This window comes from Cytobacillus luteolus (assembly GCF_017873715.1).
In the GTDB taxonomy this organism is placed as follows: Bacteria; Bacillota; Bacilli; order Bacillales; family Bacillaceae_L; genus Bacillus_BV; species Bacillus_BV luteola.
Genome location: NZ_JAGGKM010000007.1, coordinates 114,498 through 128,318, shown reverse-complemented (window position 1 = coordinate 128,318; position 13,821 = coordinate 114,498). Strand labels below are relative to the sequence as shown.

At 38.2% G+C, this 13,821-nt stretch carries 12 protein-coding genes; 7 read left to right on the top strand and 5 right to left on the bottom strand.

Features of this window, described 5'->3' with window-relative positions; translation table 11 throughout:
• Window positions 1–4: 4 nt before the first annotated feature.
• The 3 genes from J2Z26_RS18645 to J2Z26_RS18635 form a co-directional block, all read right to left on the bottom strand.
• Entirely contained in the window at window positions 5–718 is a 714-nt protein-coding gene (locus J2Z26_RS18645; RefSeq protein ID WP_193535290.1) for an MBL fold metallo-hydrolase, read from the bottom strand.
• Between the two features lie 145 nt (window positions 719–863).
• The gene (locus J2Z26_RS18640) at window positions 864–1,304 is read right to left on the bottom strand and encodes a threonine/serine exporter family protein (RefSeq protein ID WP_193535291.1); all 441 of its coding nucleotides are present in this window, start codon (window positions 1,302–1,304) and stop codon (window positions 864–866) included.
• Window positions 1,305–1,312: 8 nt separating this feature from the next.
• Entirely contained in the window at window positions 1,313–2,068 is a 756-nt protein-coding gene (locus tag J2Z26_RS18635; RefSeq protein WP_193535292.1) for a threonine/serine exporter family protein, read from the bottom strand.
• 129 nt (window positions 2,069–2,197) lie between these two features.
• Here J2Z26_RS18635 and J2Z26_RS18630 point away from each other — a divergent pair, with 129 nt between their 5' ends.
• The 4 genes from J2Z26_RS18630 (at window position 2,198) to J2Z26_RS18615 (ending at window position 6,441) form a co-directional block, all read left to right on the top strand.
• Window positions 2,198–4,258 (top strand): metallophosphoesterase family protein, encoded by a 2,061-nt coding sequence (locus tag J2Z26_RS18630; protein ID WP_193535293.1) that lies wholly within the window; start codon window positions 2,198–2,200, stop codon window positions 4,256–4,258.
• Window positions 4,259–4,337: 79 nt separating this feature from the next.
• Complete coding sequence (locus tag J2Z26_RS18625) at window positions 4,338–4,862, top strand: DinB family protein (protein ID WP_193535294.1); 525 nt, start codon at window positions 4,338–4,340, stop codon at window positions 4,860–4,862.
• A gap of 571 nt (window positions 4,863–5,433) precedes the next feature.
• Entirely contained in the window at window positions 5,434–6,216 is a 783-nt protein-coding gene (locus tag J2Z26_RS18620; protein WP_193535295.1) for a CPBP family intramembrane glutamic endopeptidase, read from the top strand.
• 33 nt (window positions 6,217–6,249) lie between these two features.
• On the top strand, window positions 6,250–6,441 hold the full coding sequence (locus J2Z26_RS18615; RefSeq protein WP_193535296.1) for a hypothetical protein: 192 nt from the start codon (window positions 6,250–6,252) through the stop codon (window positions 6,439–6,441).
• 49 nt (window positions 6,442–6,490) lie between these two features.
• Here J2Z26_RS18615 and J2Z26_RS18610 read toward each other — a convergent pair whose 3' ends face one another.
• The gene (locus J2Z26_RS18610; RefSeq protein ID WP_193535297.1) at window positions 6,491–8,209 is read right to left on the bottom strand and encodes an ABC transporter ATP-binding protein; all 1,719 of its coding nucleotides are present in this window, start codon (window positions 8,207–8,209) and stop codon (window positions 6,491–6,493) included.
• 169 nt (window positions 8,210–8,378) lie between these two features.
• On the opposite strand from J2Z26_RS18610, the gene J2Z26_RS18605 reads away from it, so the two are divergent.
• Genes J2Z26_RS18605 through J2Z26_RS18595 form a run of 3 tightly spaced genes read left to right on the top strand, consistent with a single transcriptional unit; the run spans window position 8,379 to window position 12,393 of the window.
• Complete coding sequence (locus J2Z26_RS18605; protein ID WP_193535298.1) at window positions 8,379–9,527, top strand: iron-containing alcohol dehydrogenase; 1,149 nt, start codon at window positions 8,379–8,381, stop codon at window positions 9,525–9,527.
• 20 nt (window positions 9,528–9,547) lie between these two features.
• Window positions 9,548–10,966 (top strand): NAD-dependent succinate-semialdehyde dehydrogenase, encoded by a 1,419-nt coding sequence (locus J2Z26_RS18600; RefSeq protein ID WP_319638034.1) that lies wholly within the window; start codon window positions 9,548–9,550, stop codon window positions 10,964–10,966.
• Window positions 10,967–11,019: 53 nt separating this feature from the next.
• Entirely contained in the window at window positions 11,020–12,393 is a 1,374-nt protein-coding gene (locus J2Z26_RS18595; protein ID WP_193535299.1) for a dipeptidase, read from the top strand.
• Between the two features lie 71 nt (window positions 12,394–12,464).
• On the opposite strand, the gene J2Z26_RS18590 is transcribed toward J2Z26_RS18595, so the two are convergent.
• A complete protein-coding gene (locus J2Z26_RS18590; RefSeq protein WP_227413667.1) occupies window positions 12,465–13,706 on the bottom strand; it encodes an MFS transporter in 1,242 nt (413 codons plus the stop codon).
• Between the last annotated feature and the right edge of the window lie 115 nt (window positions 13,707–13,821).

Genomic DNA, 13,821 nt, shown 5'->3' with positions numbered 1-13,821 from the left:
ATACTTACTTCCTTCCTATATTCGCTTCAGCTTTATTAATAACCGTATCCATTTCTTTTCCTGTTAAATGAATCATATTTCCATGGCCTATGGCAAGGATTGAAGGGTTTAGTTCCTTAATTTTCTTCGCACTAGCTAGTGCAAGTTCCTTATTCCATGTTGCCATTGCTGGAAAAGGAAAGAAAGGCTGCAATTGCCCTGAAACAGCAAATCCTCCCTTCGTTTGAAAAGCATCACCAGCTATGATGACCTTACTTCTTGTATCAAAAAAGGACATTGAACCTGGAGTATGACCAGGAGTAGTGATAGCTACCAGAGAGCCAATACGGTCTCCATCATTTAATAGGACATCCGGTTTTGTTTTAATATTTTTTGGAACACCACCACGAATCGGTATCGTTGGCTCATCTGGATCTAACGAGACATCACCAGCTAACAGTCTCGAATCCCTTTTAGATATAAAAACAGGTACATCTGGAAGGCTGTTTTTCAACTCATCTAGTGCACCAACATGATCACCATGAGCATGTGTGAGCAGGATTTTTGTGATCGGCTTTCCAATTTGTTGCGCTGCTTTCAAGATTGCTTTTTTGCTAAAAGGTAAGGCTGCATCTATTAAGGTTAAACCATCACTCTCCTCAACTAAATAACAATTCACAGGAAACAAGTTTGGCATAAACGCTAGTTGGTAAACTGATTTTTCACGTATAATTTTCATAGTATCTATCAACCCTTCTAATTTAATTAGCCTCAAAACTAACACCATTAGTTTTACTATAAACTAATGGTGTTAGTTTTTCAATAGTTAACTTCACTTTTTTTCCAAAATTAATGATAAAGGGTGCTCCTTAAGGAACACCCACCTATGTTTTACTCGTATTTATTCTTTTTATCACCTGATTTATAACCTCAGAAAATACTAGTCCAAATGCAATCGCACCCGATATCATAAAGGCCTTAGCAGCTACTTCAAGGGCAATGCTGTAATCATTTTCAACAAATTTCCGCATTGCATCATAGGCAAGTCCCCCTGGAACTAAAGGAATAATTCCAGATACACTAAAGATGATAATTGGTGTCTTATAATACTTCGCAAAAAACTGACTAATAATGGCCACCAATACAGATGCAATCAATGTCGAGAGTATAGCATCCATATAGTATGTATCTAGCCAAATATAGGTCATCCAGCCACACATCCCTACAAAACCACATTGAAGTAAGGATTTCCTGGGAACATTAAATAAAATTCCAAAGGCAGCTGAAGCTAAAAAACTCATGATAAGTTGTATGATCATCATCATTCACACTCCTAATAAAAAGCCAATACTACCGCAATGCCTGTTCCAATTGCAAATGCTGTTAAAAAGGCTTCTGCTCCCTTAGACAATCCAGATACTAAGTGTCCTGCAATCAAATCTCGAACTGCATTAGTAATTAACAAACCCGGTACAAGTGGCATTACTGATCCAATAATTATTTTATCAACTTCACTTCCGACTCCTATTGTCACAAATACCAATGCTAAAATACCGATTAAACTAGAAGCAAGGAATTCAGCAAAAAACTTTATTCTTACAAAGTAATGAACATAGAAAAGGGTAGTAAAGCCTAGTCCACCTGTAATAAAGGCAGGTATAAAGTCTGACCATCCACCTTGAAACATGATTAGAAAACAACCACTAGCAATCGCAGCTGCAAGAATCTGAACCCAAATCGGAAACGCAAAATTGCTTACTTCAACTTCTTTAAGCTTCTCTAATGCTTGTTCTAATGTGATTTCACCCGTACTTATTTTTCTAGAAATACTATTAACACGTGTGACCTTATATAGATCTGTAGAACGCTCCGAAATTCTGATCAATTTTGTAGGCTCAAGTCCAGTCATAGAAAAAATGATACCTGTAGGCGTTACATAGCTATGAGAATCAGTCATCCCATAAGAGGAAGCAATTCGGGTCATTGTATCTTCAACTCGGTATGTTTCTGCTCCGTTTTGCAACATTAATTTACCTGCCAGTAAACATACCTCAAGGACCTCATATGATTGATTTGGTTTTGTTTCCATCATTATCACTCCAAATTCCGTATAGAAATTTAGTTTTACCTGAGTATATCACAGCAGGTATGTCAACTCACAGAACAAAATCCGTCGAATAGGATAGTAGGAATCAAAAAAGATTGGAGAGGTCAATTCATGAAGATTCCAACTATTTTATGCGGACCGATCATTCGTCGTGTTGAACCTAACCAAGTATGTATTTGGATTGCGCTAAGTAAGCCTCTAAAAGTAGGGGCTAAAATATATACAGTTGAACGTAATTCTTCTAGTGACTCCTACACATACCAAGAAATCCGAACTAAATCTAATGTGGAAACTGTTCAGCTTGGTGAAAACTTATATATAAGCTTATTAAAGCTGAATCCGTCGCAGGATTCACTTCCAACTGATACTCTCTTAGCTTATAATCTATTTTTTAAAAAGGGAACCAATGTAGTTGGCCTTGGGGCCTTTAATTTACTTTCACCTGATAATCCGGACTCCATTGTCTATGGTGATTTAGATTTACCGACCTTTTATATTAGCAGTGGTCAACATTCAAATATACTATATGGTTCCTGTCGAAAGCCCCATGGTAAAGGGGATGATGTTTTAGTTCAAGCCGATAAAAAGCTAGAAGATTCCTATTTCAATTTAGAAAGAAGACCGACTAGCCTTTTCCTAATGGGGGACCAAATATATGCTGATGACATTGCAGATCCTTTATTGCCATTCATATCAAAGCTTGGTGAAGCACTTATAGGACAACGAGAACAACTTGAGGAGATTGACCCCAGGCTTACTCCGTATAGTCACAGACTAGATAAAGTTCAAGGCAGAAAATTTATTATGAATCAGTTATGCAATTTTACTTCCAAACATTCACATAATCACCTCATGCAATTAGGAGAGTACGCAGCTATGTATCTATTAAACTGGAGTCCAGAGCTCTGGAAGCTTCTCTATGAGCATCCATTTGATAGCTTTGAGGAAGCTGTTGAAAATAACAACATTCATTTTGTTTTCCCTGAAGATAGCGATAATCGAATAAAAGAGAAGGCAAAAGTTGAAGCACAATATAATGAGCATGTGGAAGCCCTCGTTGAGTTTCAACAACATATATCAAGTATCCGTCGATTACTTGCCAATACTCCAACCTATATGATCTTTGATGATCATGATATAACAGATGATTGGAATATTACAGCTGATTGGAAAAATGCTGTTTGGAATGCTCCGCTTGGAAGGCATATTATTTCGAATGGCATGGCTGCCTATTGGGCTTTCCAAGGATGGGGGAATGACCCAGAACTCTTTTCCAATCAATTTATCAAAGCAATTGCCTCTTATTGTAAGTCAATGAATGTTAAATCTAATAACTATCGGGAATTTACGGAGGCACTATGGTATTTTAACGACTGGCATTTTGTGGCTCCGACTGTACCCAAAGCAGTATTTCTAGACACTCGAACAATGAGGGGCTATTTACCTCTTCCTAAACCAAAGAAGATAGGCACAAAGTTTCTGGAATCAGTTCAAGGACCTGAACTTATAACTGAAAAAGGGTTTCAACGAGTAAGTGAAGTTTTACAGGAAGGTGGTTGGACACCAAATACTCCTTTAATCATCGTATCACCTTCACCATTATATGGAATTGACATTATTGAGTCATTCTTACTCGACTATCTATCACCATTACGTTTAGTTGGATTTGACGCAACTAGCACATTTGATTTGGAAGCTTGGAAATTTAATGGTAAAGGAATTACAAATTTCTTACATGCAATTGCCGACTGGAATCCTAGTCAGTGCTTTATCTTATCAGGAGATGTCCATTACGGATTTATGTTAGACACTAAAATTGAATTTAATAATAAAAAAGAAACAAAGATTCACCAACTCACAAGCAGTCCCATTAAGAATATGAGCTTTTCAGGAGTATTAGGCCCACTTATCAAAGGGGTAGTAGGCATCACTTCCTTTACCCGTAAAAAGAAAACGATTCACCGATTTTGTAGTCAGGACTTTTCAATTGCTGATGAAACAAATAGTACACCATGCCCTTCTTCATTTATGTGGAAAGAGACCGTTCAGTATGTTCCAACATCTAGTGGCTCATTCATTGAAACAACTAATAATCTTGGGCTACTATCCTTTACTCTGGATACCTATGAGAATGAGTTATTAAATGAAAATTCCTCATTAGATGAGTCTTAAAATCATTAACACCATATAATTCCAAATTTTATACTACTGTTGTAAAATAAGTGCAGTGTATGAAAGGGGATGAAGATTAATGAATAGACCTCAGCAAGGGGAATATAACCCATACTTCGAAGGATATCTAAACCTAGTTCCAGATGGTGATATTTTAGAAGTGTTACAGAAGGAAAAAGAAAAAACAATTAGCCTAGTTAGGGACCTATCAGATGAAGACGCAAGATTCCGATATGGTCCACATAAGTGGAGTATAAAAGAAGTAATCGGGCATATTGCTGATACGGAAAGAATCATGAGTTATCGTCTCCTTCGGATTGGCCGTGGTGACACTACTCCTTTAGCAGGCTTTAATGAGAATGATTATGTTTTAGCAGCTAATTTTGATGAGTTCACGGTTCAAGAACTGCTTGAATACTTTCAAATGACCCGCAACGCTACAATCTCTTTAGTGAAAACCATGTCACCTGATTCCCTGACTAGAGTCGGTCATGCGAATCAGAGTGAAACTTCAGCACGAGCAATTGCCTATATTATTGCTGGTCACGAAATTCATCATCGGCAGATTATTAACGATCGATATCTTACTACTTTAGGTATTTAAGAGTTAGGAAGAGTGTTTAAGAAGTAGAAAAGTATAGAGTTCGCGTATGAGACGAATTCGTCTAAATGAATTCGTCTTTTTTCCATTGATCTGTAGTTTCTGTAGCTTTAGCAGAAGGTTATTACGACTCGTTCCCGGGTTACACTGAATTTATTGGCCGAATCCGAGCGTTATTCAGACTGGTTTACGAGCCGCACCCACCAACCCGTCCGAATCCGATCGTTATTCTGACTGGTTCCTGATCTACACACACCAACCTGGCCGAATCCAATCGTTATTCTGACTGGTTCCTGATCTACACACACCAACCTGTCCGAATCCGAGCGTTATTTAGACTGGTTCCTGATCTACACACACCAACCCGTCCGAATCCAATCGTTATTCTGACTGGTTCCTGATCTACACACCAACCCGTCCGAATCCAATCGTTATTCTGACTGGTTCCCGAACTACACCCACCAACCTTTCCAATTCCAACACCCATTTACAAAATTTAACATAAGCATTATAGTTTATATTGAAAAACGAAAAACTCTATAAAATATTTTAGTACCATTAGGAGTGAGTTGCTATGTACTGGTACATACTCATCTTTTCTATTTTGATTTGCTTACCTGGTATTATTTTTTCTAGTATTAGTGAAAGCAAAATGAGCCAATCTAGTAAAAATAACCAGGGAGATAGAGTAGGACCTTTCTCTATCATTCTAGTATTACTCCTAGTTGTTAGTGTTCTATCTGCTGCCGGGGCTTATTTTGTCTTAAAAATGAATATGCTAGATCCTTTTCTGTCGAGTTTGCTAAAAGGAAACTTTGATAAAAACGAATTTTTTTATATCCTCTTTCTAAGTGTTTCACTTGGAATACTCGTTGCCTGCATAAATATGTTCTATTATTACTTCGTGTTAAAAAGGCAAGTAGGGAATGTGGTCTATTCAAAAATCAATCAACTCTATGCCAATGTGGGTATTCTTACTAGAGTTTTCTTTGGTGGGGTAGTAGAAGAAATCATTTTCCGATGGGTAGGAATGAGTTTTCTCATATGGTTAGGTAGTCTAGTAGTTGGAGATATCAATACATATATTATTTGGGGCTCCATCCTTATCATGAGCTTTTTATTTGCACTTGCTCATCTTCCAGGTGCAACAGAAGTCCTCGGTGGGAAGATTAGTATACCGGTACAGGTTTATGCTATAGGAATGAACGTTGTTGTTGGAATTGCTTGCGGATGGGCCTTTTGGGAAGTTGGAATTCTTGCATCAATTATTATACATATGCTTTTCCATTTACTTTGGTATCCAGTTCAACGCTATGTTTCAAGTAAAGATATGATAGTTAATACTTATAATAACTAAACACAATTTACCCTATTTTAGGAGGAGTACACATTGTTAAAAAATATCATGGGGTTCTTTCATTTTGAAATGGTGGTTACAGTCATTCCTGGATTAGTATTTGGCTATCTTAGATGGGATCTTCCTTTGTACCTCTGCATCGGGATATTTGTCCTTTGTATTATCCTTTATTCTTACTTCAAAAAGAAGTATAAAGAAAGCAAAGGAGCGAACGAAAGCTTATAAGATAAAAAAGGACGTAATCACGATGACTGCGTCCTTTTCTACTACAAACCTATTGATGTTGATACTGCACACGATGAAGATTAGCAAAAATGCCACCTTGCTCAATTAACTCATCATGACCGCCTTCTTCTGCAATTCCATCCTCTGTCACAACAACAATTCTGTCTGCATTGCGAATGGTTGCAAGTCTATGCGCAATTACTAACGTTGTACGATTTTTAGCCAATTCTGTTAAAGCCTTTTGAATAATCATTTCTGTTTCAGTATCTAGTGCTGATGTTGCTTCGTCTAGAATAAGAATTGGTGGGTTCTTTAAGAACATCCGTGCAATCGCAAGTCTTTGCTTTTGACCTCCAGATAGCTTCAAACCTCTTTCCCCAATTTGAGTTTCATAGCCATCAGGTAAAGAATGAATGAAATCCTCAAGATGTGCTCGTCTTGCTGCCTCTGCTACTTCCTCTTGAGTTGCTCCTAATCTTCCATACGCAATGTTTTCACGTAGAGTTCCTGTAAATAAAAAGACATCCTGTTGCACTATTCCAATCTGTGAGCGTAATGATTTTTTCGTTAACTCTCTAATATCCATCCCATCAATGGTAATAGAGCCTTCATTCACATCATAAAAACGTGGGATCAGTGAACAAATCGTCGTCTTGCCCGCTCCTGATGGACCAACAAAAGCTACCGTTTCACCAGCAGGAATCTGTAAATTGATTCCTTGTAAAACAGGACGATTGTTCTCATAACCAAAGGTAACGTCCTTAAATTTAATATCTCCACGAAGATACTCAACTTCTACTGCATCCTTTTTATCAAGAACTTCTGGTTCCATATCAATTAATTCTATGAACCTTTTAAATCCTGCCATACCTTTAGGGTAAAGTTCCATTAAGGCACTGATTTTATCGATTGGCTTAAAAAGTACGTTTACATAAAGAACAAACCCAACAAGGTTACCGTAGGAAAGCTCTCCCGTAAAGCTTAACCACGCTCCGAATACTAGAACAACAAGCGTGAAAAAGCGTGTCATCATGTATATACCTGATGAACTAAATGACATTACTTTATAAGCAACTAGCTTTGCTAAACGGAATTTTTTATTATCTTTTGAAAATCTACCAATCTCAAATTCTTCATTGGTAAATGATTGAACGACACGTACGCCTGATACACTGTCTTCTACTCTTGCATTTACATCAGCAATGTCACTATACATTTGCTTCCATGCTTTGTTCATTCGGATATTACAATACGTAATTAACCAAACAAGTAACGGTACGATTAAAATAGCAACAACCGCAAGTTTCACATTGATTGTAAGCATAATCCAAAATGCCCCAACAAACGTCATAACCGCTATAAATAAATCTTCTGGACCGTGATGAGCAAGCTCACCGATATCCATAAGGTCATTAGTCACTCGGCTCATTATATGTCCAGTTTTCGTATTATCAAAAAAGCGAAACGACTGCCTTTGAACATGGTGAAACAGCTGATGCCTCATATCTGTTTCAATATTAATCCCAAGCATGTGACCCCAATAGTTCACGATAAACTGAAGAAAAGTACTACTTACATACATTACAAGTAGGCCTAAACTAACAAGAACGATTGCATTCCAATCTCCTGTTGGAAGTAATGAATCTATGAACCATGCAACCGCAAGAGGAAAGGCTAGCTCTAAAAGTGCTACCACAATTGCACTGCTAAAATCGAGTGCAAAGAGCTTTTTATGCGGTTTATAGTACTGAAAAAAACGCTTTATCATTGCTGTAATCTCCTTAGTCAAACCTTAAATTATATAAGGATTATAGATTGTAACCAACTATTAATCAACCATATTTATTTCAATTTCCGAATTAATATTTACCAGATAAAAACAGAAACCTGTTATAATAAATTGAAAATACAAACAATTTTCCCAGGGGAGAAGATATATGAAGGTCTCTACTTTTAAAATTGCTAATAAGCTTATTACAGGGGAAGGTAGCATCCAAGTTTTACATCAAGAGACTACAAGATTAGGGATGAAAAACCCGCTAATTGTCACAGATGAAATCTTAAGAGATCTAGGTGTGGTTGAAAAGATTACTCAGCTATTAACTGGAATAAGCTTTGGAATTTATACAGGAGTTAAACCAGAACCAGAAATCTCAATTGTTGAAGAGTGCAGAGAATTGTATAACAAAGGGTTTCATGACGGTCTCATTGCACTTGGTGGGGGAAGTGCTATTGATATTGCGAAAAGTGTATCGGCTGCAGCACAATTTGAGGGAACTATCCACGAATTGATTGGTACTGATTTGGTCCCGAAAAAAGGTTCTCCCATTATTGCGATACCTACCACAGCTGGAACTGGTTCGGAGGTAACGAACATTGCCATTTTATCAGATAAAGAGGCTCAGCTAAAAAAGGGAATTGTGAGTGATTTCCTTCTACCAGATGTCGCAATCGTCGCACCAGAAATGACCGTAACAATGCCAAAGTCAGTAACTGCCGCAAGCGGTATTGATGCACTTGTTCATGCGATTGAAGCCTATATATCTGTCAATGCTTCACCAATCACAGATTCACTTGCCATAGGTGCAATTAAGCTTATTGCAAAGAACTTACCGAAGGCTTATGCAAATCCTGAACATATTGAAGCAAGAGAAAATATGGCTACAGCAAGCTTAATGGCTGGTATGGCTTTTGGAAACGCAGGTGTAGGAGCGGTTCATGCATTAGCCTATCCACTTGGTGGTCGATATCATATTGCGCACGGGATAAGTAATGCATTATTACTCCCATACGTGATGGAGTGGAATAAAATTAGTTGTGTTGAGAAGTTCCGTGATATTGCAGAAGCACTTGGTGCTAAAACTGACACGCTTACTGATGAAGAAGCTGCCGATAAAGCTGTTGAGTTAATGAGACGATTATGTACGACAGTAAACATTCCAAAGGGGATGCGATTATTTAACGTACCTGAAGAAGAAATTCCAGCGATGGCTGAAGATGCATCGAAAATAACAAGACTGTTAAAAAATAACCCTCGTAAGCTAGATAAAAGAGAAATTGAAGAGATTTATCGTTCTGCGTATTAAAAGAAAGGAGTGATTTTCGGGTGGAAAAGTACTCTATGTATATAAATGGTAAATGGGTTGGTGAGAACCTAAATGTTATTGAGGTAGAAAATCCAGCTACAGGTGAAGTGATTGCAACCGTTCCATTAGGAGGAGCAAAAGAGGCTAAGCTTGCAGTTGATGCGGCCTACTCAGCCTTTAAAGAATGGTCACAGTATTCCGCTTATGAGCGTTCAGAACTGATTTGGAAATGGCATAACCTAATTGACCAACATAAAGCTGATTTAGCTAGAACAATGACAATGGAGCAGGGTAAGCCTTTGAAGGAAGCTTTAGGAGAAGTAGGGTATGCTAATGGATTTCTATCATGGTATGCAGAGGAAGGAAAACGGATTTATGGTGAGACTATTCCTGCTACCACAAGGAACAAGCGCTTATTCGTACATAAACAACCAGTAGGGGTGATTGCAGCAATTACTCCTTGGAATTTTCCAGCTGCAATGATTACAAGAAAAATAGCCCCGGCATTAGCAGCAGGGTGTACTGCAGTTATTAAACCAGCAGAACAAACACCATTGACAGCACTTAAGTTAGTTGAATTAGCAGATCAGGCAGGCATTCCAAAAGGGGTACTAAATGTTGTAACCGGGGACCCACAAGCCATAGGTAAAGTGTGGCTAGATGATATGCGTGTCCGAAAGCTAACTTTTACAGGTTCTACAGAGGTAGGAAAACTATTAATGAAAGGTTCTGCTGATACGGTTAAAAAAGTTTCACTCGAGCTAGGTGGCCATGCTCCTGTCATTGTAATGGAAGATGCAAATCTAGATAAGGCTGTTGAAGGGGTGTTAGCTTCTAAATACCGGAATGCAGGACAAACGTGCGTATGCTCGAATCGTGTGTATGTTCACGAATCGATTCATGATACATTTATTGAAAAATTCACTGAAAAAGTGGCTGAGCTTAAAGTGGGCAATGGACTTGAAGAAGATGTTCACATTGGTCCACTTATTGATCAAGCTGCCATCGATAAGGTGGTAAAGCATATTGAAGATGCTAGGTCACAAGGGGCAGTTGTTAAACATGGGGGGAATGTAGTTTCAAATCTATTTTTTGAACCTACGATCCTCTCAAATGTGACTGATAATATGCTGTGCATGCGTGAAGAAACCTTTGGTCCACTGGCTCCGGTTACTACTTTTACAACTGAAGAAGAAGTAATCGAACGTGCCAACGACTCTGACTACGGCTTAGCAGCGTATGTATTTACTGAAAATATCACAAAAGGAATCCGTATCTGTGAAGCATTAGAATATGGAATTGTTGGTCTAAATGATGGATTACCTTCTACTCCACAGGCTCCTTTTGGTGGTTTTAAACAAAGCGGTATCGGACGTGAAGGCGGCCATCATGGAATTGATGAATATTTGGAGATAAAATATATTTCGGTAGGATTATAGCAAGTAGGGGGAGGTAATTCTCCTCTTTCAATAAACAATAGGAGGAACAACTAATGAATCCAAAAATACAAGATTACCTACATACAAATAGAGAGGCTCACCTCAAAGAGCTTACCGAATTCCTTTCAATTCCAAGCATCAGCGCATTGCCTGAGCATAAAGACGATGTTCGTCGTGCAGCTGACTGGACAGCACAAGCATTAGAAAACATCGGGATGGAAAATGTTAAGGTTTATGAAACAAACGGTCATCCAGTTGTTTATGGTGACTGGTTAAAAGCAGAAGGAAAACCAACCGTGCTAATTTATGGACATTATGATGTACAGCCTGTAGATCCTCTTCATCTATGGGACAGTCCTCCATTCCAAGCAGAAGTCCGAGATGAAAAGCTTTATGCAAGGGGAGCAAGTGATGATAAAGGACAAACCTTTATGCATTTGAAAGCAATTCAAGCTGTTCTAGAAACAACAGGCACTTTACCTGTAAACTTTAAGTTTTGTATCGAAGGTGAAGAGGAAATTGGTAGTCCTAATCTTCCATTATTCACTGAAGAAAACAAAGATCTCTTAGCAGCAGATGTTCTTGTTATTTCAGATACTGGCATGATTGAAAAAGGAAAGCCAACCATTTGCTACGGTCTAAGAGGACTTTGTGGACTTCAAATTGATGTACGAGGAGCAAAAAGTGACTTACATTCTGGTCTTTATGGTGGTGGAGTGCAAAATGCGATTCATGCCCTTGTTGATATCGTAAACTCTTTCCATAACGAAAATGCAGAGATAACCGTCGAAGGCTTCTATGATAAAGTACTTCCGCTAACCGATGAGGAAAAAGAAGCATATGCCGCTTTAAACTTTGACGAAGAAACAGTTAAACAGGAACTTTCTGTGTCTGATTTATATGGTGAAAAAGGATATACATACCTTGAACGTACGTGGGTACGTCCAACTCTAGAGGTAAACGGCATATATGGTGGCTTCCAAGGTGAGGGGATAAAAACAGTTCTACCGGCTGAAGCTCATGCTAAAATTACCTGTCGTCTTGTTCCAAACCAAGATCCAGAAGAAATTGTAGAGCTGTTACAAAAACACATTAAAGCTCACACTCCACCAGGGGTAGAAGTAACAACCAAATTATTTGATAAAGGTGCACCATTCCTAACACCATTTGATCACCCAGCTATTCAAGCGGCAGGAAGAGCGTATGAAAAGGTTTACGAGGTTCCAACTTCCTATACGCGTGGTGGAGGATCAATTCCTATCGTTGCAGCCTTTGATCAAATTTTAAATGTACCGATTGTACTAATGGGCTTTGGGTTACCAACTGAAAACTTCCATGCACCAAATGAACACTTCCATTTAGAAAACTTTGATAAAGGAATGCTAACTCTTTGTCATTACTGGTATGAGTTAGAGAAATCAATTTAAAAATGTTCCATGTGGAACACTAGGCTATGCAAAAAGGATGAACCTGATAAAAGGTTCATCCTTCTAGTTTTCTATCTCTTTTTCTTCATGCTATTCATATAAATGAATAGAATAGGCAATTGCAGAATTGCTGCAAACGAAAGCCCAATTCGAAGAGTGAATTGACTTGCAGCCGCACCGACTACTGGTCCTCCTACAATTTGACCAAATGCATTCATTTGACTAGACATTGATAAAACAGTTGCACGGACACCACTATCTAAGTTTTGATTAATCCATGTATCATAAAGTGGCCCGGTAATCACACCAGCCATACAAAGAAGTAAAAAGCTTATCAGAGCTAACGTAAAATTACCCGCTAAGCTAAAGCCAATGATACAAAGGATTTTTACAAACGTGAAGATAGCCATATACTTCGCGACATATGTCTCACTTTCTAGTTTTAAATACTTTCTTGCAACCATTGCGGTGAAGAAACATAAAACATTTGCTAGAATACTAATGATTCCAAACCAAACGGGTAGTGTGACTTCACCTAGGCTAGGAAACTCAATATTCGTAATCAAATGCGCCTCCCACAGACGATCAAAACCTTCAGAACCCGCTCCTAAAAATAGGCTGATAATTAGAAATGCCATCAAGATAGGTGTTCCTCTAACTAACAGGTAGCCTTTACGAAAAATCTTTAAGGATTCATTGATGGAAGAACGTTCTTCTTCACTACCTCTTTTGAAGTTATTCTCACCCATCACTAAGAGTAATAATAGCCCTAAGCTTAAGTATAGAACTCCTCCAACCAAGAAAGGTATATTTAATGCAATTGTAGCGAGACCAACACTTGCAAGTACTCCTAGAATACTAGAAAGTTGATTCACTTGGTTAGCTTTTAAAAATACGTCTCCAATTTGGTCGGTACCAATCTCATCTGCTAACCACGCTTGACCTGCTCCACTTAAGAAGGTCTCCCCGATTCCACGAATGACTTCAGCAATGACTACTCCTACAAATAGAGATAACGCTCCATGGAAAAATGTTTCAGATATAAATGGCACTGATCCTTCAAGAAAGAAGGCGATACCGAGAATGAATGTCCCAATAATAACGGATAATCTTCTACTATAGGTATCTGCTAAGACTCCTGTTGGAATTTCCATTACTAGAACTGTAAGCTCTAAAAATGTACCTACTAGCACCAGCTGAAAGGGGGTTAACCCTAACTCCGCTACATAATATAAAGCATAGGTTGTGAACATTGTTGCATTTGCAAAAGCAATAATGGCACTCATTAAAATATAAACCTTTGATGCATGCATCTTCTTCAAACAAATTCTCCCTTTCAATTAGGGAGAGCACACATCACTATTTCTGACGGAAATACTAGCTATGTGCTTTCCCTCTGTTTACTGTATTTCTTTTACCTTTCATGTC

What these genes read in the sequence shown, in the direction of transcription:
- J2Z26_RS18645 (WP_193535290.1), bottom strand. Translation starts at nt 718, where the DNA reads ATGAAAATTATACGTGAAAAATCAGTTTACCAACTAGCGTTTATGCCA.
- J2Z26_RS18640 (WP_193535291.1), bottom strand. Translation starts at nt 1,304, where the DNA reads ATGATGATGATCATACAACTTATCATGAGTTTTTTAGCTTCAGCTGCC.
- J2Z26_RS18635 (WP_193535292.1), bottom strand. Translation starts at nt 2,068, where the DNA reads ATGGAAACAAAACCAAATCAATCATATGAGGTCCTTGAGGTATGTTTA.
- J2Z26_RS18630 (WP_193535293.1), top strand. Translation starts at nt 2,198, where the DNA reads ATGAAGATTCCAACTATTTTATGCGGACCGATCATTCGTCGTGTTGAA.
- J2Z26_RS18625 (WP_193535294.1), top strand. Translation starts at nt 4,338, where the DNA reads ATGAATAGACCTCAGCAAGGGGAATATAACCCATACTTCGAAGGATAT.
- J2Z26_RS18620 (WP_193535295.1), top strand. Translation starts at nt 5,434, where the DNA reads ATGTACTGGTACATACTCATCTTTTCTATTTTGATTTGCTTACCTGGT.
- J2Z26_RS18610 (WP_193535297.1), bottom strand. Translation starts at nt 8,209, where the DNA reads ATGATAAAGCGTTTTTTTCAGTACTATAAACCGCATAAAAAGCTCTTT.
- J2Z26_RS18605 (WP_193535298.1), top strand. Translation starts at nt 8,379, where the DNA reads ATGAAGGTCTCTACTTTTAAAATTGCTAATAAGCTTATTACAGGGGAA.
- J2Z26_RS18595 (WP_193535299.1), top strand. Translation starts at nt 11,020, where the DNA reads ATGAATCCAAAAATACAAGATTACCTACATACAAATAGAGAGGCTCAC.
- J2Z26_RS18590 (WP_227413667.1), bottom strand. Translation starts at nt 13,706, where the DNA reads ATGCATGCATCAAAGGTTTATATTTTAATGAGTGCCATTATTGCTTTT.